Below are 18,142 nucleotides of genomic sequence, written 5' to 3'. Positions count from 1 at the left end.
TGGGCGGAGTTCCCATAACCGGGACCGTAAGCCGTCACTTCCGCGGCGCGACCCAGATCTCGGCGTGGAGCCTCCTGGTCGCCAGGCCGCGGGCGATCGCTTCGGCGCTGCGGGCGTTCTTCGACAGCGCCGCGGCCTGACGCTTGCTGATCACCAAGCCTTCGGCGAGAGCGCGATTTCCGGCAAAGACTCGCGACAGGAACGGCGTGCGGCTGCCGCGTGCCCGCGAGAACCGCGCCGCCATGGTTTGCCTGGCGGTATGGGCGACGACCTCGTCGATCCAGCCCTCTCCCAGCCGCGCGCCCGGTTCCAGCAAGAGCAGCCAGTCGCCCTTGGCCTGCCTGATGCCGGCGGCGATGCCGCCGCTGACATAGTGGCAGCCGGCATGTTCGGCGACGCGGTGCGTCTGATCGGTCGAGCCGGTGTCGCAGACGAGAACGTCGCGCACCACGCCTTCGACCGCGCCGCCGATCAGCGAGGCGAGCGTGCGGGCAAGGCCCTCCTCGTCATTCAGGGTTTCGATCAGGACGCTGAGCATGTTTAGCCGAATAGCGGAAAGCGGTGGGCAGCGCCAGTTTTTGCGGCGCACCGCCAGAAAGTTCTTGCTTTGTTCTCATCGATACGATAGGAATACATTCATGAGCAGAGCGATTCGACAGCGGGCGGACAGTCCCTGGGAAAGGGCCAAGATGGAACAGATCGTGCGTGCCGATATTGCAGCCTTCGGCGCTGGCAGGGCCGAAATGGCGAATGCGATGATCGAGCAGAGCGGCATGCGTGTCCGTCCGGACCGCAATCGCGGCAGGTCGGCGGGCATCAATCCGTCCGGCCGTTTCGAGCCGGTCAGCCGGCATGTGTTCGACGATGGATGGAATTCGCTGGAGGAGCTGCCGCCGTTCAAGACCGAGGTACAGGTCGAGAAGCCGCGCACCATCATCACGCGCAACGAATCGCCCGACATCTCCTTCGACCGCTCGATCAATCCCTATCGCGGCTGCGAACATGGCTGCGTCTATTGTTTCGCGCGGCCGACGCACAGCTTCATGGGCCTGTCGCCGGGGCTGGATTTCGAATCGAAGCTGTTTGCCAAGCCGGATGCGGCGCGGCTGCTCGACAAGGAATTGTCCAGGGATAATTACCAGCCGCGCACCATCGCCATCGGCACCAATACCGATCCTTATCAGCCGATCGAGAAGCAATACCGGATCATGCGCGAGATCCTCGAAGTGCTGGAGGCGCGCGGCCATCCGGTCGGCATCGTCACCAAGTCGGCGCTGGTGACACGCGATATCGACATTCTGTCACGCATGGCCGAACGCGGGCTGGCCAAGGTGGCATTGTCGGTGACGACATTGGACAGGATGCTGGCCAGAACGATGGAGCCGCGAGCGTCGACGCCGACCAAGCGGCTGGAGGCGATCAGGCAGCTTTCGGACGCCGGCATTCCGGCCTCGGTGATGGTCGCGCCGATCATCCCCGGACTGACCGACCCGGAGATGGAGCGCATCCTCGATTCGGCGCAGGCAGCGGGCGCGCGCGAGGCCGGCTATGTGCTGCTGCGCCTGCCGCTGGAGGTCGCGCCGATCTTCAAGGACTGGCTGCTGCGCCATTATCCCGATCGCTATCGCCACGTCATGTCGCTGATCCGTTCGATGCGCGACGGCAAGGACTACGATTCGGAATGGGGCAAGCGCATGAAAGGCTCCGGTCCCTATGCCTGGCAGATCGGCCGGCGTTTCGAGATCGCTGCCAAACGGCTCGGCCTCAACGCCGAGCGGCGCTCGCTCAGGACCGACCAGTTCGTCCCCGCCGCCAAGGCTACCGAGCAGCTGATGCTGCTGTGACAAAGCGTCTCGCGCCAGCCGGTTGAAACGGCCGGCAACGGGCAAAAAATCCCGTCCGGCCTGTCCTGTCCCCGGGCTTGCAGACGGTAGCCCCCTCCTGGTCCGGTGCCCCGCCCGACCCGGAGGGGACTTGCGGAGAATCGGAGCCGATGCGAACCTCGCCGCACCATGGCTCGCCCGCGTTCCGATTCTCCGCTTCTCTTCGAAATCGTCGAGAAACCCGACTTCTCGTTCGAGACGAGGGCGATGGCCGAAGGCCTTTGGCCGGTGGCGGGGATGGACGAGGCCGGCCGCGGCCCGCTCGCCGGGCCGGTGGTGGCGGCAGCGGTGGTGCTCGATCCCGCCAACATCCCCGACGGCCTCGACGATTCCAAGCGGCTGACGCATTTGCAGCGTGAGGCGCTGTTCCTGAAAATCCTCGGCTCCGCGCTCGCCGTATCGATGGCCTCGGTCAGCGCCGAAGGCATCGATGCCTCCAACATCCTCAAGGCCAGCCTGGAGGCGATGCGCCGTGCCGTGGCCGGCCTGTCAATCCGGCCGAAGCTGGCACTGGCCGACGGCCGCGACGTGCCGCCCGGGCTGCCCTGCGAGGGCAAAGCACTGATCAAGGGCGACCAGCGCTCGCAGTCGATCGCCGCAGCCTCGATCGTCGCCAAGGTGATGCGCGACCGCATGATGTGCGGCTGCGGCAGCCATCATGCGCGTTACGGCTTCGAACTGCATATGGGCTACGCCACTGTGCGCCATCGCACGGCGATCGATCTGCACGGGCCAGTGGCGCGGCTGCACCGCGCCTCCTTCGCGCCGTTCCGGTTCGGCGGCACCGAGGTGCTGGAGGAAGAGGGTTTTTCGGATTTGGATTGAGCGATTCGGCAAGGTGTGATCTCCCCCCTCGAGGGGGAGATGGCCGGCAGGCCAGAGGGGGTCGCCTCGCGTGAAGCGCCAACGTTCTCTTTCGTTCCATAGGGCGTCGCGCCAGGACGTACCGACCCCCTCTGTCGCCTTTGGCGACATCTCCCCCTCGAGGGGGGAGATTACGCGCTTGGCCGCTTTCGCTAACAAAAAAGCCGCCAGGTTTCCCGAGCGGCTTCGATGACTTGTTGATGCAGCCGTTCAGTTCAGCTTCGACTTCAGATCCTGCAGGGAGGCGTTGAACAGGTCGGCGCCGGCCTTGGCGTCGATCTTGCCGGCCAGCAGCGCCCGCGCGGCTTCGACCGCGATGTCGACAGCGCTGGCACGCACTTCGCCGATCGCTTCGCGCTCGGCCTGGCCGATCTTCTGCTCGGCCAAGGCGGTGCGCCGAGCGACATAGTCCTCGGTCTTCTTGTGCGCCTCGGCGGCAAGCATGTCGGCTTCGCGCTTGGCGGCGGCGACGATGGCCGCGGCCTCCTGCTCGGCTTCCTTGCGCTTGCGCTGGTATTGGCCAAGCAGCTGCTGGGCTTCTTCGCGCAACCGGCGCGCTTCCTCGAGCTCGGAGCTGATCTTGTCGGCACGCGCATCGAGCGCCTTGGCGATCATGCCCGGCACCTTGATGTAGATGGCGATGCCGAGGAAGATTACGAGGGCAACAGTTGCCCAAAGCGTCGCGAGAGATGTGGCGTCCATGATGCGCTCCTCACCCGGCCACGGATTTGACCGCGGCCGCGATTTCGGCCTTGCTGGCCTTGCCGCCGACAAGCGCCTCGACGATGGCCGAAGCGGTGTCCTCGGCGATCGTGCCGACTTCCTTCATGGCATTGGCCTTGATGGAAGATATACGCGCCTCGGCCTCGCCAAGCTTCTGGTCAAGCGCTGCCTCGATCGTCTTGCGGGCAGCTTCGGCTTCCGCCTTGGCCGCATCGTTGGCCTGCTGGCCGATCGCATTGGCCTTGCCCTTGGCTTCCGCCAATTCCTGCTCATAGGCGGCAACGGCGGCATCGGCCTCGCTTTTCAGCCGGGCAGCATGGTCGAGATCCTGGGTAATGCGGTCGTTGCGCACGTCGATGATGCCGCCAACGCGCGGCATCACCACCCGTTTCAAGAAGAGATAAAACAGCCCGAAGGTGATCGCCAGCCATAGAAGCTGCGAGGGGAATGTCTCCGGATTGAATGGCGGAAACGTGCCGTGCGCCTCGGCGGGCACGCCGGTGCCAGCGCTGCCACCTTCGACGGCGGGCGCGGACTCTTGCGCAAAGGCAGATGTCACGAACATCGCATTCCCCTGTCCATACAGTCAGGGCGCACCTTGCGCCCCCTCTTCGTCGGCCCGGTGTTTCTTACTTGAACACCAGCAGGAAGGCGATGAGAAGGGAGAAGATGCCCAGCGCTTCGGTCACGGCGAAGCCGAAGATCAGACGGCCGAACTGGCCATCGGCGGCCGACGGATTGCGCAGCGCGCCCGCCAGATAGCTGCCGAAGATGTTGCCGAGGCCGATGCCGGCGCCACCCATGCCGAGGCAAGCGATGCCCGCGCCGATTGCAGCTGCTGCGTTTACTTCCATGTCAAACTCCTTGTGGTTCCATTGTCGTTGCAGTTTGTAATGACGGTAAATCCGCCGGTGAAATTCCCTAGTGACTGGGATGCAAAGCGTCGTTGAGATACATGCAGGTCAGAACTGCAAAGACGTAGGCTTGCAGGAAAGACACCAGCACTTCCAAGGCCGTCAGCGCTACCGCCATAGCCAATGGCAGGATCGAACCCGCCACGCCAGCCGCGCCAAGCGCGCTCAGCGAAACGACGAAGCCGGAAAAGACCTTGAGGGTGATGTGGCCAGCCAGCATGTTCGCGAACAAGCGGACAGAAAGGCTGATTGGTCGCGACAAAAACGAGATGACCTCGATCGGTACGACGAGGAACATCATCACTAAAGGCACGCCCTGCGGTACGAACAGCTTTAGAAAGCCGAAGCCGTGCTTCATGAAGCCGTAGACGATGACGGTTCCGATCACCAGCGCAGCCAGGCCGAAGGTGACGATGATGTGGCTGGTGACGGTGAAGAAATAAGGAAAAAGCCCGAGCAAATTGGCGACGAGCACGAACATGAACAGCGAAAACACCAAGGGGAAGAACTTCATGCCTTGGGTTCCGGCTGAATCGCGCAGCATGTTGCCGACGAATTCATATGCCATCTCGGAAACTGACTGCAGGCGGCCGGGAATGAGGCTGCGGCTCGATGTGCTGAGGTAGAGAAACGCCGCCGCGACAGCCACCGTCGCGACCATGAACAGCGCCGAATTGGTGAAGGACAGGTCATAGCCGCCGATGTGAATCGGAACAAGCGGATGTATCTGGAACTGGTGGATTGGATCGACCTTGTCAGCAGCCACTTTTAATCCCCATCAAAGTCGCACGCGACTCTACTATGCGTTCATTGCGCCGGTGAGTGGCGCGCTAATTCATTCTTTCGGATCGCGCGGTTTATCGCTTTGTCCGAATTCTGCCATAAGCCCTGCTGAGCGCATGACATTGAGCACGCCGGCGCCAAAACCCAGCAGCAAAAAAACGATCAGACCCCATGGCGTTGTCCCCGCCAGACGGTCGATGATCCAGCCGATGCCGGCACCAACCACTATCCCGGCGATGAACTCGCTGGACAGCTTGAGCGCCTGGCCGTACCCGGCCGCACTGCCCGCTTTCGCGTCGTCTTTCCCCTCGAGCCGGTCCGGCCGCCTTGTCGCAAGCGATGCTTCAAGGTCGCGCCGGCGGCGCTCAAGATCGTCGTCGCGGATGTCGGCTTCATGCTGCTTGCCGCGGCCGGTTTTGCCGGTTCCGTCTGGCCCATTCTTGTCGGCCACGCAACCCCCCTGCCCGGTCAGACCGTCACCGTCCGTCCGCTTCTTAAAGTCGCCGGCAACATAGTTAGAGGGTCAGCGCCCGTCAAGCCACGGGCAGACGTTCAAGCTCAAGTATTTTTCCGTTATAAATCAGATACTTGCCTGGGTGCGACATCGTGCCCGACACAGTCTCCGGCGGGCCGTGGCCGAATCCCCGCGGCGATGCGTCTTCGATCGGCCGCTCTCGCGGGAAAGATGCAAGGGCTGCCCGAGCGCTCAGCTCCAGCCGCCACCATAGGTGCGGTAGAAGATGTGCAGGCCGATCCTGGTCATTTTCTGCATCGTCCGCGCCCAGCCCGGATGGACGTAGTTGGCGTAATAATGGGTCGACGAGCCGACTTCCGGAATGAAGATCTTGCCGGCTGTGACGGCCATGGCGACATCCTGTGCGGTCTTGTAGGCAGCGGGGTTGTCGATGCGCTTCTTCCGGCCGTCGCAGGCGAAGGAAAACTGGCAGCGGTTGAACCAGTTGTCGTTCTGGTAGACGACGCCGCAGATCGAGTTCGGATAGGCCGGGTTGCGGACGCGGTTGAGGATGACCTGGGCAACGGCGGCCTGGCCGCGCACGGATTCGCCGCGCGCTTCGAAATAGATGCCGTTGGCGAGACATGCCTGCTCCGGCTTGGAAAAGACGCTCGCCGGCAGCGGCGTCTGCATCCAGGAATGGTCGCCCTTGCTCAGCGGCGGAATGAAGCGACCGTCGTTTGGGTCCTCGTCCTGCAGCAAGGCCTCGAAGGGCGACGCTTGTGCATAATCGGGAGCGGACGAGGCGTAGGCGGTCGCCAGCACGTCCGGATGATCATTGTTGACCAGCGCGGCAAGCATCGCCGGTACGCCGGGATCCGGCTTCTTGTCGATGCGCGTGTGGAAGGCGGCGGCGATCTGGATTTCCTTGCCTTTGATCTCGGGCTTGGCGAAAGCCATCCTCAGGCCGCTGTCCATGCTTGGGCGGAGCAGCGAAGAGGTGCGCTCGAAGATCGAGCCGGCATTGAAGTTCTTCGGCGGCGAGACGGGCGAGACCTGGATGATGCGGCCCTTCTTGTCGGCACGCGTGATGCGGTTCTCGTCCGGCGTCGTGCCGGCGATGCCGCCCTTGCCGCGAAACGAAACGGCGCCGATGCCGGGCAACTGGACACCGGACCCGGAGAGCGAGCCGGTGCTGCTGGAATCGAGGAAGGGCATTTCGGCTGCGTGAACGGAGCCGGCGACGGATTTCTCGACATAGGCGTTCCAGCGGACGCTCGGCGCCTCCAGGCCGGAGACGAGGCTGGTCATGTCCTGATAGGCAGCGACCGTTGGAAAGCCGATCCAGATGCCAAGGCCAATAACGAGGGGAGACAGGAAGGAACGCTTTTTCTCACCGGCGGCGGCGACAAGCCGCGTCAAAACACGTCGATGCACGGAACTCTCCAGAAACGCGACGGACCCCACTGGAGAGCTACAATGATGCATTAACCTTGATGGGGCGTTAACAGCTTAGAACGTTGTTTTCCCATCTCGTGTCGAAGTCAGGCGCTTTTGCGGCTATCCGTTGGCGGAAGAAAGATCGGCCACGCGATCAGCGCGCAAATAGCCGCACCCAGCCAGACGCCTGCCCACGAGCAGAGCACGAGAAGCCCGGGAATGGCGATCGGCACCAGAAAGAAGGCGATGAAGACCAGACTGTTGGCGAGGCCGAGCGCCGTCCCGGCCTGGCTGGCGCCGGCCAGCGTCGCAAGCTCGGTGTAGGCAACGCCGTGCCAGGAGGAGACGCAGATGCCGGCCACGACCAGCACAGCAACGATCGCCGGCGACAGCATCGGCGCTTGGCCTGACAAGAATTGGGCCGAAAACAAGACGAGCGCCGCAAGCACGGTGAAGGCGGCCACGCTCAGCATGCTGCACAGACGCAGGAACGACCGGCGGTTGCCGTGACGGTCGGTGTAGCGGCCACTCCAGACACGCATGACCATGGCGCCGACCTGCACGGCAGCCAGGCTAGCGCTGATCACAGCTGTTCCCATGCCGGCGAAATCATGCAGGAACACGGAAGCAAAGGTGAGCACCGCCACCTGCGGAAAGCAAAGCAGGCCGATGGCTGTCGCGATGCGCCAGACGGCTGGGTTGCGCAGCGGCGCCGGGCCGGCCGGCTTTGCCGCGCTGCTCGAACGGGCGTCGTCATGCGCCGGCGGCTGATGCAGCCAGCGCCAGGCGAGCGAGGTCGAGACCGCGGATGCAGCCGCCAGAAGTCCGAAGACTGCCGTGAAGCCATGGGCTGAAGCGAGCGACGGCAGCACCAGCGCGCCAAGCCCGCCGCCAAGCGGCACCGCCGTCTGCCTGATGCTCATGGCAAAGCCGCGCTCGCCTTCGCCGAACCAGGCCATGATGGCGCGGCCGCTGGAGCCGTTGACGCTGCCGCCGAGCAATCCGGTGACCAGCAGGGCAGCGGCGAGAAGCGCGATCACGGGAATATGGGCCGGTGACGGCACGACCAGCGCGGCCATGACAAGCAGCCAGACCGCGGTTGCGCCGAGCCCCGTCAGCAGCACGCGGCGGTCGCCCCAGCGATCGGTCAGCAGCCCCCACGGCAATTCGCTCAGCGCCACACCCAGGCCGAGAAGACCAAGCGCCAGGCCGAGCTCGCCATTGGAGAGATGATAGCCCGAGCGCAGGAACACCGCCGTGGCCGGAATGCCGGAGAAGGTCGCGGAAAAGCAGGCATTGGCGGCGACGCCGATGCCCAGCACCTTCCAGCGATGATTGGCTCGAAGCACCGCCGCCTCTGACGGGGTGGTAACGGCGGCCGGGCGAAGCGGTTTGCATTCTGCTCGTGTGGCGACAGCGGACATGGTTCAGCTCCTGCATGGGTCGGCTGCATTCGGTCTTGACGCGCTCTCTCTACCGCCATAGCTTCGTACTGAATATCAGGAAATTTTTGACGTAATGTCCCGAATATCAGGATTATTGGCATGCGACGCGTGACATTCGATCTCGACGTTCTGCGCAGCTTCGTTACCGGCATGGAGCTGGGCAGCTTCGCCAAGGCCGCCGACCGGCTCGGCCGCTCGACCTCGGCAATCAGTGCGCAATTGAAGAAGCTGGAGGAGCAGGCGGCGACGCCGATCTTCCGCAAATCTGGACGTGGCCTGGCGCTGACGGACGCGGGCGAGATTATGCTCGGCTACGCGAGGCGGCTGATCGAGCTCAATGACGAGGCCGCCTCCGCCATCCACGATGTCGATCTGGAGGGTTGGGTGCGGCTTGGGCTGCAGGAGGATTTCGGCGAGGCGGTGCTGCCGGAGGTGCTCGGGCGCTTCGCCCGCGCCCATCCCAAGGTCAAGATCGATGCCAGGATCGCACGCAGCCACGAGCTGGCCGAACGGATCATCTCGGGCAGCCTCGATATCGCGCTTGCCTGGCACAATGGCGCGACGCTGCCCTACAGCCGGCATGTCGCCGACGTCCAGATGCGCTGGATCGGCCCGGCAAAACAGATCGAGACCAGCCTGCGCGATGGCGAGGCGTTGCCGCTGGTGGCGCTCGAAGCGCCGTGCCTGCTGCGCAGCGTGGCGACCGAAACGCTCGACCGCGCCGGACTGGCATGGCGGATGGCCTTCTCCAGCCCGAGCCTTGGCGGCATCTGGGCAGCCGTCGCCGCCGGGCTCGGACTGACGATCCGCACCGATATCGGCCTGCCGGCCAGCGTCAGGGCGATGACGCCGGAGATCGCCGGGCTGCCCGCCTTGCCCAAGATGGCGCTGTTCCTGCATCGCAAGGAGGCCGAGCCCGACGCGGTCGCGGCGCGGCTTGGCGACATCCTGCTGCAGGCAGCGCTGGAAGCCTTGCCCCAGACGCAACCGGCGCCCGTTCTGCGCAACGTGGCGTAAAGGAGAAGTGGCGCTCAGCGGCGCTTCTTTGCCTTGCCGGCGAAAGGATTGTCCGAGGTGCGCAAGGCGATGCGGATCGGCACGCCGGGCATGTCGAAAGCCTCGCGCAGGCTGTTCGAGAGATAGCGGACGTAGGATTGCGGCATCGCATCCGGCCGTGAGCAGGAGACGACGAAGCCCGGCGGCCGCGTCTTGGCCTGCGTGACATATTTGATCTTCAGCCGACGCCCGGCGACAGCGGGCGGCGGATGATGCGTCAGGATGCCTTCCAGCCAGCGGTTGAGCTTGCCGGTCGACACACGGCTGTTCCAAACTCGATGCGTCCGGATGACGGCATCCATCAGCTTGTCGAGGCCACGCCCGGTCTCGGCCGACACCGGCACCGCCTGCATGCCGCGCGCCTGCGGCAGCAGCCGCTCGGTTTTTTCGCGCAGCTCGGCCAGCAGCTCCTGGGGATGGTCGACAAGATCCCATTTGTTGAAGGCGATCACCGGGGCACGGCCCTCGCGGATGATCAGATCGGCGATCTGCAGATCCTGCTTCTCGAAGGGAATGGTGGCGTCGAGCACGATGATGACGATCTCGGCAAAGCGGATGGCGCGCAAGCCGTCCTGCACCGACATCACTTCGAGCTTTTCGTGGATCCTGGCCTTGCGGCGCATGCCGGCGGTGTCGAACAATTTTAAACGGCGGCCATGCCAGTCCCAGTCGACCGAAATGGAATCGCGAGTGATGCCGGCCTCAGGGCCGGTCAACAGCCGCTCCTCGCCGATCAGCGCGTTGATCAGCGTCGACTTGCCGGCGTTGGGGCGGCCGACGACGGCGATGCGCATCGGCTTGGTGTCGTCATAGCTCGGCTCGGCGTCCGGGTCGGTGATGTCCTCGCCGATCAGCACCTCGCTGGCGGCGACCTCATCCTCGCCGGCCTCTTCGTCCTCGCCGAAGGCGCGCGCCTCGCCAAGTGCCGCGATCACCGCGTCGCGCAAATCGGGCAGGCCCTGGCCGTGTTCGGCCGAGACCGGGATCGGTTCGCCAAGGCCGAGCTCCCAGGCCTCCAGCATGCCGCCCTGGGCGCCGCGCGCCTCAGCCTTGTTGGCAACGACGACAACCGGCTTGCCGGACTTGCGCACGATCTCGGCGAACGTCTTGTCGTCGGGCATCAGCCCGGACTTGGCATCGATCGTAAAAAAGATCAGGTCGGCCTCGCGGATGGCGATCTCGGTCTGGGCGCGCATGCGGCCGGGCAGCGTCGAGGCAGCCGCATCCTCGAAGCCGGCGGTGTCGATGACGTCGAAATGCAGGTCGTAGAGCTTTGCGGCATGGACGCGGCGATCGCGTGTGACGCCGGGCGTATCGTCGACAAGCGCCAGCTTCCTTCCCACCAGCCGATTGAAAAGGGTCGATTTGCCGACGTTAGGCCGGCCGATGATGGCGACTTTGAAGGTCATGGACTATCACGACACGCCGCCCGAGCCGCGGATCAGCTCGGACATCAATGTCGCCCGCTCGCGCGTGTTGCGCGGGGCGCCGTCGTCCGCGGCGATCTGGTCGAACAGCTTCAATGCATCCGCCGCCTTGCCTTCCTTCCAGGCGGCAAGGCCAAGCGCCTCGCGCGCCGTATGGCGCAGCGTGTTGGTGTCGGCGGTGAGCGCCTCGACGCGGCTGGAGACATCGGCGAAAGAGCCGTGGTCGACCAGAAGCAGCGCTGCCCTGAGACGCGCCATGTCGCGAATGCCGGACGGGATCTTGGTGTCGGCGGCGACCTCGTCGAAATCCTTGACGGCGGCGTCGACGTCGCCCTTGTCCGCCTTGACGGTTGCCGCGCGCATGCGGGCGAGCAGCGGATAGGCGCCGTAGCCGTCCTTCTCCAACGCCTCCAGAGCGGCAAGCGCCTCGTCGTTCTTGCCGTCATTGGCAAGCTTCAGCGCCTGCGAGAAGGCATCGCCGGAGCGGTTGGCGCGGGTCTCGTCCCAATAGCGGTAGCCAACGACAGCGGCAGTGCCGAGCACCACCAGCACGGCCAGCACAAGCAAGGCGGGACCGAAACGGTCCCACAGCGCATGCGCCTGGTCGCGACGAATCTCTTCGTTGACTTCGCGGATAAAACTGTCGTCCGACATGGATCAAAACCATTCATGCCCCGGCCGGGGCGGTTGATGAGCCCGCGTTTTAGCGAAATTTTGCCGGCATGGAAGGGGTTCGGCAGGAAAATCGCCTATTCACGAGGCAGTCGCCGCCAACGGCGGCCGACAGGTCGATCGTACCCGTGCCATATTTCACCGGTAGGCGTCGCTTCTACATTCCCTAAATCAAGTCAGATGCCTTTGCCCCGTTTGTCCCGCGTTATTGCGTTTTCCATTGCCGTGTTTGCTGCCGGCGCGGCTTGCGCCGACCCGCCGGCGCCGCCGGCAAAACCGAAGCAGATCGTCATCATCTCATTCGACAGCGCCCGCGACATTTCGCAGTGGCAGCGCAGCCGGGCGCTGGCCGCACGCACGGGTGCGCATTTCACCTATTTCGTCTCCTGCGTATTCCTGCTGTCGCCCGAGACGCGCAAGGAATACACCGCGCCCGGCAAGACAGAAGGCAAATCGAACATCGGCTTTGCCGCCTCCAAACAGGAAGTCGCCGACCGGCTCGAGCAGATCAATCTTGCCGCCTCGGAAGGCCACGACATCGGCAGCCATGGCTGCGGCCATTTCGACGGCAAGGACTGGAGCAAGGCCGACTGGCTGAGCGAGTTCGGCTCGTTCAAGCATATTCTCCAAAACGCCTATTCGATCAACGGCATTGCTCCTGAACCGAAGGGCTGGCGCGATCTTGCCCGCAAGTCGGTGGTCGGCTTTCGCGCGCCTTATCTGTCGGCAAACAAGGCGCTCTACGAGGCGCTGCCCGCGGCCGGCTTCCTGCTCGACGCAAGCGGCGTCTCGCGTGGGCCGGTTGAGCCACCGACCGTCAACGGCATCACGCGCTTTTCGCTGCCGCAGATCCCGGAAGGGCCGAGCTCAAGGCGGGTGATCGCCATGGATTACAATCTCTATGTCAGACATTCCGGCGGCTTCGAGCGGCCGAGCATGGCGGAAAAGTTCGCTGACCGGACCTATAACGCGTTCCGCGCCGCCTTCGATGCGCAATACCAGGGCAAGCGCATTCCGCTTGAGCTCGGCTTCCATTTCACGCTGATGAATGACGGCGCCTACTGGAACGCGCTGGAACGCTTTGCCGGCGAGGTCTGCGTCAAAGCGGACGTCGAGTGCATCAGCTTTCGCGATTATGTTTCGCGGCGAGGCGAAAGGCAGGCGGCGGTGGGCGGCTGAGCCGCAAGTGATCGCCGCCCGATACTTTTTAGCTTACCGGCTGATCCTCAGGGCGCAAGCCGGCTTGCTCACGTTCGAGATAACGCTGGTCGATTTCGGGCAGTGGCTCGCCCTCGAGCGTCGCCTCAAAGGCGCGCAGGCGCTTGTAGATCGAGATCAGTTCCACGACCGTCGGCCAGGCATTGACCAGATACTGAAATGAAGATCGGACCTGCTCAAAGGAGTTGAGAATCTGGTTCAGAGCGCCGAGCTTGATCTTTCCCGCGACCATCGTAGGAACAAGAACAATATATGGAAATATATTGTCGATCTGTAGATAGAATATTCTAGCCACGTTAAAATATAAGTAGTGGAAATATTTACGAAAATAGATGCCTCTTACGCTTCTAAAAAGGTCAGCGACAGTTGGCGGTTGGGCGCGATCTGCATCGTCCTCACCATAGACCAATTCTTTGCGGTAGGCTGCCTCGACACGTTGGGTGCGGAATTCGAGACCCGGCAGTTTGATTCCTACCGCAGCTAAGAAAGTAGTTCCGAAGGCCGACCAAAGGATTGCTACAACGACCAGGGAGTAAGGCACCGTGCCGACAATCGGCAGTTCCGTGACGTTTTCAGAGAGATGCAGCAGCACGGGAAGGAACGCTATCAGTGTCATGATGGACCCGACTAAGCTTACGCCCAGATCCTCCATCGTGCTGGAGAAGCGCATCGTGTCTTCTTGAACACGCTGGGACGCACCTTCGATGCGCCTCAATCTTTCCCAGTTGGTCATGTAGTATTCGTTCATTGCGGTGCGCCAACGAAATATCCAATGACTTACAAAAAACCGGTTGAGGGCGCCAACGGTCACAGCCAGAAGCGCAATCCACATGATTGTCAGCAGTTGGATATAGAAGTCCCACGGCGTCGTAGAGTACGGTGTGCCTAAAGCCTTCTGAATAAGATCGTAGAAAGGGCCATACCAGTCATTGAAGGCGACATTTACCTGCACCTGGTAATAGATCACAAAGAGAATCAGTGAGGTGCCAAGAATCGACCAATTCCGCCATGGATGAGGTCGGTACCAGGCCCAAAAGCCGTAGAAGATGAGGACGACAGCCGCAAAATATATATAGAACCAGAGAAATGGCTTCGACCAAAAGAGCGACACGCCAATGATCTTGTCGACGCCGGCGGCCATCGGGGGCAGTCCAAACACTGCTCCAAGTTGCTCTCCTCCAAAAAACCAAAACAGAACGGCCGCGAGGCTCCAGACGGCGACCGAACTGAAGAACAGCTTCGGCTGCGGAAAAAACGATACGAACACTGTGGCGAAATCCTCGGTCGATGCGCAAATCAGCGGGGTTCAGCGGGCATAAAGTCACACATTAGTGGGAAAGAAAATGCCCGTGCCCGATGCCCGCAACCGAGCAAGACCATAATCATGGCGATTTTGGCGCAGCCGACCAGGCGATCGTACCGGAAGCGAGCAGGACGGCGGCGGCCACGATCGAGGCAAGGAAAAAGTTACCGGAGGCCTGCGCAAGCAGCCCGGCGACGATCGGGCCGATGATCTGGCCAAGGCCGAAGGCGGCCGTCATTACCGCCAGCATCCGGCGTGGTGCTTGCGGAGCAAGCTGCCTGCCGGCCTGCAGGCCAAGCGCGGTGATGGCGATGAAGGTGCCGCCGACAAGAAGGCCGCCGAGCAGCGGCCCGGTGCGCCCGCCCATGGCGACGCTGGCGCTGACGCCGACCACCTCGACCAGGCACCCCAGCGCGTATGTGGCATAGAGCCCGATCCTGGCCGTAAGCTTCTGCCACAGCCAGACCGAGGGGAAACCGGCAAGGCCGGTGACCATCCAGACCACCGCCTCGAAGACGCGGCCGCCGCCGCCCTGGCGGACGATGGCGACCAGGAACGTTGCCGTGACGATGTAGCCGAAGCCGAACAGGCCGTAGGCGACGATGATCTTCACCAGCGACCGGTCTTTCGGCAGTGCCGGCTCGCTCCCGGTGGTACTGTTCGCGGCCGAGGTGCCGCCGGCCAGCAAGGCGACGGCGGCAAAGCCGCAGGTCGAAATCACCGCCGACCACAGCCAGCCCGCCGCCCAGCCGGCATGTTCGGTGACGAGGAGCGCCAATAGCGCCGAGGACGCCGCGATGCCGAGGCCGACACCGCCGAAATACAGTGCTTGTAGGTCGTTTCGACCGGCCGCGGCGAGATGACCGAAAACGATGCTGGTCATGAAGACCAGGACAAAGGCGCTTGCACCGCCGGCAAGAAAGCGGATGACGAGAAAGGCGGCCATCGTGCCGCTCAGGCCCATCAGGCCGGCGAGGATCGCGGTGGCGGCAAGGCCGGCCAGCATCAGCTGACGCTCGCGGCCTTGCGCCCAGCCGCCGGTGGCGGCAAGCGCGCCGACGAGGTAGCCGAGATAATTGGCCGATGCGATCCAGCCGGCATCGGCCGGCGACAGGCCGAGCTCTTCCATCATGCCGGGCAGGATCGGCGTATAGACGAAACGGCCGATGCCCATGGCGACGGCCAGGGCGATCATGCCGGCGATTGCCAGGCGCAACGGCGAAGCGATGTTCATCGCGATGCACCATAGGTGCGCCTGCCGGCGAGACAATCCGCCTTTTATTGGGCCAGAAGGGCTGCGCAGCCGCGTCGGCGGCCGGCTCACCTGAAGTGCCAGCAAGTCCTTGTTCAGCCGTAGCAGGTCCTTGGCGGAGCCGTCTCGAAGCGGGTACGACGCGCGGTCAGCCTGAACGGCATGTCGGCGAGTTCGCGCTCCGACATGGTGTCGAGCACCGGATGCGACAGCGGATCAGTCACCCAGCTGGTGGCCTCGCTGTCATCCTGGTGTGGCTGCGTTCCGATCGGGGAAAAGGCGCCGAGCCATGATAAAATCTTCATCGGATTTGCCTCCTCACTCTGCGTAGCCCACTTAGAATCCGCCGTTCGTTAGCGTCTGGCAATTGAGATTTCCGCCGCTCCAGTTTAGAAAAACTGTATGGCCACTCTGAACCGCGTCCATCTCAACGGCTTGCGCGCCGTGGAAACCGTTGCCCGCCTGGGCTCGCTTGCGGCGGCGGCCGGCGAGCTCAACGTCTCGGTCAGCGCCGTCAGCCAGCAGATCAACCGGACAGAAAAGCAGCTCGGCCGGGCGCTGTTCGAACGAACGCCAGCTGGCCTGGTGGCGACCGAATTCGGCACCGTCTTTAGCGCGCGGCTCAGCGCAGGCTTCCGCGAACTCGCACAGGCGGTGGCGCTTGCCGACGAAACCTCGGAGTGCACGCTCGTGGTTTCGGTGGCGCCGGCTTTCGCCTCGAAATGGCTGCTGCCGCGGCTGTCGCGGCATTTTGCCCGCCATCCGAACGTGCTCCTGCGCATCGATGCCTCGGTGCGGCTTGCCGATCTCGATCGTTCGGACATCGACGTCGCCATTCGGCTCGGCGACGGCAAATGGCCGGGCGGGCGGGCCGAATTGCTGCTGGCGCAGGAGGTGTTTCCGGTCTGTGCACCGGTCATCGCCAGCAAGCTGAAATCGATCGAAGACCTTGCTTTGACCTGTGCGATCACCGACGAAAGGTCGATGATCAGTTGGGAGAGCTGGTTCGAAGCGGCCGGGGTGAAGCCGGTCACCTTCATGAAGGGCGCGCGCTTCACCGATCCGATGCTGTGCCTGGAATCGGCGATTGCCGGTCACGGCGTCATGCTCGGCTGGCAGTTGCTGGCCGCCGACGCGCTGGCCGACGGCCGTCTCGTCGCGCCGTTCGGCATACGCGCCCAGAGCGGGCTCGGCTATTGGCTGGTGACCTCGGCCAGCAAGAGCGAAAGCCGCAAGGTCAGGGATTTCAAGATCTGGGTGCGCGAAGAGATCGAGGCGACGATGGCGCAGTTCAGGTCGCTCGAGAGCGCCAGCTGAGCCTGCTGGCACATCAGAGTGGAAAGGTCGGCAGCGCCGGTCTATGTAAGAAACAGTCCCCAATCACGGCAGGCAGGATCATGACCACACATTCGCGCGGCGTTTCCGCAAGCATCGACCCGGTGAAGCTCGACAGGCTGGCGGAGGTCGCCGTCAAGGTCGGGCTGCAATTGCAGCCGGGGCAGGATCTGGTGCTGACCTCGTCTATTGCCGCGCTGCCTTTGACGCGGCGGATCATCGAGCACGCCTACAAGGCAGGTGCCGGCCTGGTGACGCCGATCTTCAACGACGATGAGATCACTCTCGCGCGCTTCCGCTACGGCGCCGACGCCGGTTTCGACCGCGCCGCCGGCTGGCTCTACGAAGGCATGGCAAAAGCCTTCGCCAACAATGCGGCGAGGCTCGCCGTGCGCGGCGAGGATCCGTCGCTGCTTTCTTCTCAGGACCCGGCAAAGGTGGCGCGTGCCAACAAGGCGAATTCGATGGCCTACCAGCCGGCGCTGGAGAAGATCACCGGCTTCGACATCAACTGGAACATCGTCGCCTATCCCGATCAGGCCTGGGCCAAGCAGGTATTCCCGGACGACGCCGACGACGTCGCCGTGGCCAAGCTCGCCGACGCTATCTTTGCCGCCTCGCGGGTGGATGTCGAAGACCCGATCGGCAATTGGACGGCGCACAATGCGGCGTTGAAGAGCCGCACCGAATGGCTGAACGGCCACAATTTCCACGCGCTGCATTTCACCGGCCCCGGTACCGACCTGACCGTCGGGCTGGCCGACGGCCACGAGTGGATGGGCGGCGCCTCGACCGCCAAGAACGGCATCACCTGCAACCCCAACATCCCGACCGAAGAGGTTTTCACCACGCCGCATGCAAGGCGAGTCGAAGGCCATGTCACCAGCACCAAGCCGCTGTCCTATCAGGGCACCCTGATCGACGGCATTGCGGTGCGTTTCGAGGCGGGCCGCATTGTCGAGGCCAAGGCCACGAAGGGCGAGGATGTGCTGCAGAAGGTGCTCGATACCGACGAAGGCTCGCGCCGTCTCGGCGAGGTGGCGCTGGTGCCGCATTCCTCGCCGATCGCCAAGAGCGGGCTGCTGTTTTTCAACACGCTGTTCGACGAGAACGCCGCCTGCCACATCGCGCTCGGCCAGTGCTATTCGAAGTGCTTCGTCGACGGCGCCTCGCTCGGCCAGGACGAGATCGCGGCGCGCGGCGGCAACAAGAGTTTCATCCACATCGACTGGATGATCGGCTCGGACAAGATCGACATAGACGGCGTCCATAAGGACGGCAGCCGCGTGCCGGTGATGCGCAAGGGCGAGTGGGTTTAGGCCCGGGATCTCTAAACGAAGGGCAGCAAGCAGCGGCGCCTGCTGGCCCATGCG

19 protein-coding genes are annotated in these 18,142 nt (G+C 63.5%); 6 read left to right on the top strand and 13 right to left on the bottom strand.

What is annotated here, in order from left to right:
- Positions 1 to 34: 34 nt before the first annotated feature.
- Entirely contained in the window at positions 35 to 538 is a 504-nt protein-coding gene (locus NKH04_RS06430; RefSeq protein WP_352612343.1) for a glycosyltransferase, read from the bottom strand.
- A gap of 151 nt (positions 539 to 689) precedes the next feature.
- Between NKH04_RS06430 and NKH04_RS06425 the strand changes: the two genes are divergently transcribed.
- Both NKH04_RS06425 and rnhB read left to right on the top strand, forming a co-directional pair.
- Positions 690 to 1,844, top strand: a complete 1,155-nt coding sequence (locus NKH04_RS06425; protein WP_254818651.1) for a PA0069 family radical SAM protein — start codon at positions 690 to 692, stop codon at positions 1,842 to 1,844.
- Positions 1,845 to 2,012: 168 nt separating this feature from the next.
- Positions 2,013 to 2,708 (top strand): ribonuclease HII, encoded by a 696-nt coding sequence (rnhB, locus tag NKH04_RS06420; protein ID WP_352470693.1) that lies wholly within the window; start codon positions 2,013 to 2,015, stop codon positions 2,706 to 2,708.
- A 249-nt stretch (positions 2,709 to 2,957) separates the two neighbouring features.
- Here rnhB and NKH04_RS06415 read toward each other — a convergent pair whose 3' ends face one another.
- From NKH04_RS06415 to NKH04_RS06385, 7 genes are all read right to left on the bottom strand, one after another.
- A complete protein-coding gene (locus NKH04_RS06415; protein WP_023674071.1) occupies positions 2,958 to 3,449 on the bottom strand; it encodes a F0F1 ATP synthase subunit B in 492 nt (163 codons plus the stop codon).
- Between the two features lie 10 nt (positions 3,450 to 3,459).
- The gene (locus NKH04_RS06410) at positions 3,460 to 4,035 is read right to left on the bottom strand and encodes a F0F1 ATP synthase subunit B (RefSeq protein WP_352969382.1); all 576 of its coding nucleotides are present in this window, start codon (positions 4,033 to 4,035) and stop codon (positions 3,460 to 3,462) included.
- Between the two features lie 64 nt (positions 4,036 to 4,099).
- Entirely contained in the window at positions 4,100 to 4,324 is a 225-nt protein-coding gene (locus NKH04_RS06405; RefSeq protein ID WP_320232093.1) for a F0F1 ATP synthase subunit C, read from the bottom strand.
- Positions 4,325 to 4,391: 67 nt separating this feature from the next.
- Positions 4,392 to 5,150, bottom strand: coding sequence for a F0F1 ATP synthase subunit A (locus tag NKH04_RS06400; RefSeq protein WP_352969384.1), 759 nt, complete (start codon positions 5,148 to 5,150; stop codon positions 4,392 to 4,394).
- A gap of 69 nt (positions 5,151 to 5,219) precedes the next feature.
- Positions 5,220 to 5,618 (bottom strand): AtpZ/AtpI family protein, encoded by a 399-nt coding sequence (locus NKH04_RS06395; RefSeq protein ID WP_352969468.1) that lies wholly within the window; start codon positions 5,616 to 5,618, stop codon positions 5,220 to 5,222.
- A gap of 255 nt (positions 5,619 to 5,873) precedes the next feature.
- Positions 5,874 to 7,058, bottom strand: a complete 1,185-nt coding sequence (locus NKH04_RS06390) for a cell wall hydrolase (protein WP_353044079.1) — start codon at positions 7,056 to 7,058, stop codon at positions 5,874 to 5,876.
- Between the two features lie 107 nt (positions 7,059 to 7,165).
- Positions 7,166 to 8,485, bottom strand: a complete 1,320-nt coding sequence (locus NKH04_RS06385; protein WP_353044078.1) for an MFS transporter — start codon at positions 8,483 to 8,485, stop codon at positions 7,166 to 7,168.
- Positions 8,486 to 8,605: 120 nt separating this feature from the next.
- Between NKH04_RS06385 and NKH04_RS06380 the strand changes: the two genes are divergently transcribed.
- Entirely contained in the window at positions 8,606 to 9,523 is a 918-nt protein-coding gene (locus NKH04_RS06380; RefSeq protein WP_353044077.1) for a LysR substrate-binding domain-containing protein, read from the top strand.
- Between the two features lie 14 nt (positions 9,524 to 9,537).
- Here NKH04_RS06380 and der read toward each other — a convergent pair whose 3' ends face one another.
- Together der and NKH04_RS06370 are read right to left on the bottom strand one after the other, a co-directional pair.
- Complete coding sequence (gene der / locus NKH04_RS06375) at positions 9,538 to 10,971, bottom strand: ribosome biogenesis GTPase Der (RefSeq protein ID WP_353044076.1); 1,434 nt, start codon at positions 10,969 to 10,971, stop codon at positions 9,538 to 9,540.
- 6 nt (positions 10,972 to 10,977) lie between these two features.
- Positions 10,978 to 11,643 (bottom strand): tetratricopeptide repeat protein, encoded by a 666-nt coding sequence (locus tag NKH04_RS06370; protein WP_023674063.1) that lies wholly within the window; start codon positions 11,641 to 11,643, stop codon positions 10,978 to 10,980.
- A gap of 204 nt (positions 11,644 to 11,847) precedes the next feature.
- Here NKH04_RS06370 and NKH04_RS06365 point away from each other — a divergent pair, with 204 nt between their 5' ends.
- The gene (locus tag NKH04_RS06365) at positions 11,848 to 12,840 is read left to right on the top strand and encodes a polysaccharide deacetylase family protein (RefSeq protein ID WP_353044179.1); all 993 of its coding nucleotides are present in this window, start codon (positions 11,848 to 11,850) and stop codon (positions 12,838 to 12,840) included.
- Positions 12,841 to 12,868: 28 nt separating this feature from the next.
- Here the strand turns inward: NKH04_RS06365 and sbmA are convergent, their stop codons facing one another.
- From sbmA to NKH04_RS06350, 3 genes are all read right to left on the bottom strand, one after another.
- Entirely contained in the window at positions 12,869 to 14,146 is a 1,278-nt protein-coding gene (sbmA, locus tag NKH04_RS06360) for a peptide antibiotic transporter SbmA (RefSeq protein WP_353044075.1), read from the bottom strand.
- Positions 14,147 to 14,261: 115 nt separating this feature from the next.
- Positions 14,262 to 15,416: a YbfB/YjiJ family MFS transporter gene (locus tag NKH04_RS06355; protein WP_353044074.1), complete on the bottom strand. Its 1,155-nt coding sequence runs from the start codon at positions 15,414 to 15,416 to the stop codon at positions 14,262 to 14,264.
- Between the two features lie 113 nt (positions 15,417 to 15,529).
- Positions 15,530 to 15,739 carry a hypothetical protein gene (locus NKH04_RS06350; protein ID WP_353044073.1) on the bottom strand — a complete coding sequence of 70 codons (210 nt, stop codon included), beginning with the start codon at positions 15,737 to 15,739 and terminating at the stop codon, positions 15,530 to 15,532.
- Positions 15,740 to 15,836: 97 nt separating this feature from the next.
- Between NKH04_RS06350 and NKH04_RS06345 the strand changes: the two genes are divergently transcribed.
- Together NKH04_RS06345 and NKH04_RS06340 are read left to right on the top strand one after the other, a co-directional pair.
- Positions 15,837 to 16,751, top strand: a complete 915-nt coding sequence (locus NKH04_RS06345) for a LysR substrate-binding domain-containing protein (protein WP_353044072.1) — start codon at positions 15,837 to 15,839, stop codon at positions 16,749 to 16,751.
- 80 nt (positions 16,752 to 16,831) lie between these two features.
- Complete coding sequence (locus NKH04_RS06340) at positions 16,832 to 18,088, top strand: aminopeptidase (protein ID WP_352981278.1); 1,257 nt, start codon at positions 16,832 to 16,834, stop codon at positions 18,086 to 18,088.
- Positions 18,089 to 18,142 lie beyond the last annotated feature (54 nt).

Source organism: Mesorhizobium sp. M1365, from assembly GCF_040317865.1.
Taxonomy (GTDB): Bacteria; Pseudomonadota; Alphaproteobacteria; order Rhizobiales; family Rhizobiaceae; genus Mesorhizobium.
This window is presented reverse-complemented; position numbering and strand designations above follow the sequence as displayed.

Excerpts from the sequence above, each read along its gene's own strand:
- NKH04_RS06430 (WP_352612343.1), bottom strand. The coding sequence starts at position 538 with ATGCTCAGCGTCCTGATCGAAACCCTGAATGACGAGGAGGGCCTTGCC.
- NKH04_RS06425 (WP_254818651.1), top strand. The coding sequence starts at position 690 with ATGGAACAGATCGTGCGTGCCGATATTGCAGCCTTCGGCGCTGGCAGG.
- rnhB (WP_352470693.1), top strand. The coding sequence starts at position 2,013 with ATGGCTCGCCCGCGTTCCGATTCTCCGCTTCTCTTCGAAATCGTCGAG.
- NKH04_RS06415 (WP_023674071.1), bottom strand. The coding sequence starts at position 3,449 with ATGGACGCCACATCTCTCGCGACGCTTTGGGCAACTGTTGCCCTCGTA.
- NKH04_RS06410 (WP_352969382.1), bottom strand. The coding sequence starts at position 4,035 with ATGTTCGTGACATCTGCCTTTGCGCAAGAGTCCGCGCCCGCCGTCGAA.
- NKH04_RS06405 (WP_320232093.1), bottom strand. The coding sequence starts at position 4,324 with ATGGAAGTAAACGCAGCAGCTGCAATCGGCGCGGGCATCGCTTGCCTC.
- NKH04_RS06385 (WP_353044078.1), bottom strand. The coding sequence starts at position 8,485 with ATGTCCGCTGTCGCCACACGAGCAGAATGCAAACCGCTTCGCCCGGCC.
- NKH04_RS06380 (WP_353044077.1), top strand. The coding sequence starts at position 8,606 with ATGCGACGCGTGACATTCGATCTCGACGTTCTGCGCAGCTTCGTTACC.
- der (WP_353044076.1), bottom strand. The coding sequence starts at position 10,971 with ATGACCTTCAAAGTCGCCATCATCGGCCGGCCTAACGTCGGCAAATCG.
- NKH04_RS06370 (WP_023674063.1), bottom strand. The coding sequence starts at position 11,643 with ATGTCGGACGACAGTTTTATCCGCGAAGTCAACGAAGAGATTCGTCGC.
- NKH04_RS06355 (WP_353044074.1), bottom strand. The coding sequence starts at position 15,416 with ATGAACATCGCTTCGCCGTTGCGCCTGGCAATCGCCGGCATGATCGCC.
- NKH04_RS06350 (WP_353044073.1), bottom strand. The coding sequence starts at position 15,739 with ATGAAGATTTTATCATGGCTCGGCGCCTTTTCCCCGATCGGAACGCAG.
- NKH04_RS06345 (WP_353044072.1), top strand. The coding sequence starts at position 15,837 with ATGGCCACTCTGAACCGCGTCCATCTCAACGGCTTGCGCGCCGTGGAA.
- NKH04_RS06340 (WP_352981278.1), top strand. The coding sequence starts at position 16,832 with ATGACCACACATTCGCGCGGCGTTTCCGCAAGCATCGACCCGGTGAAG.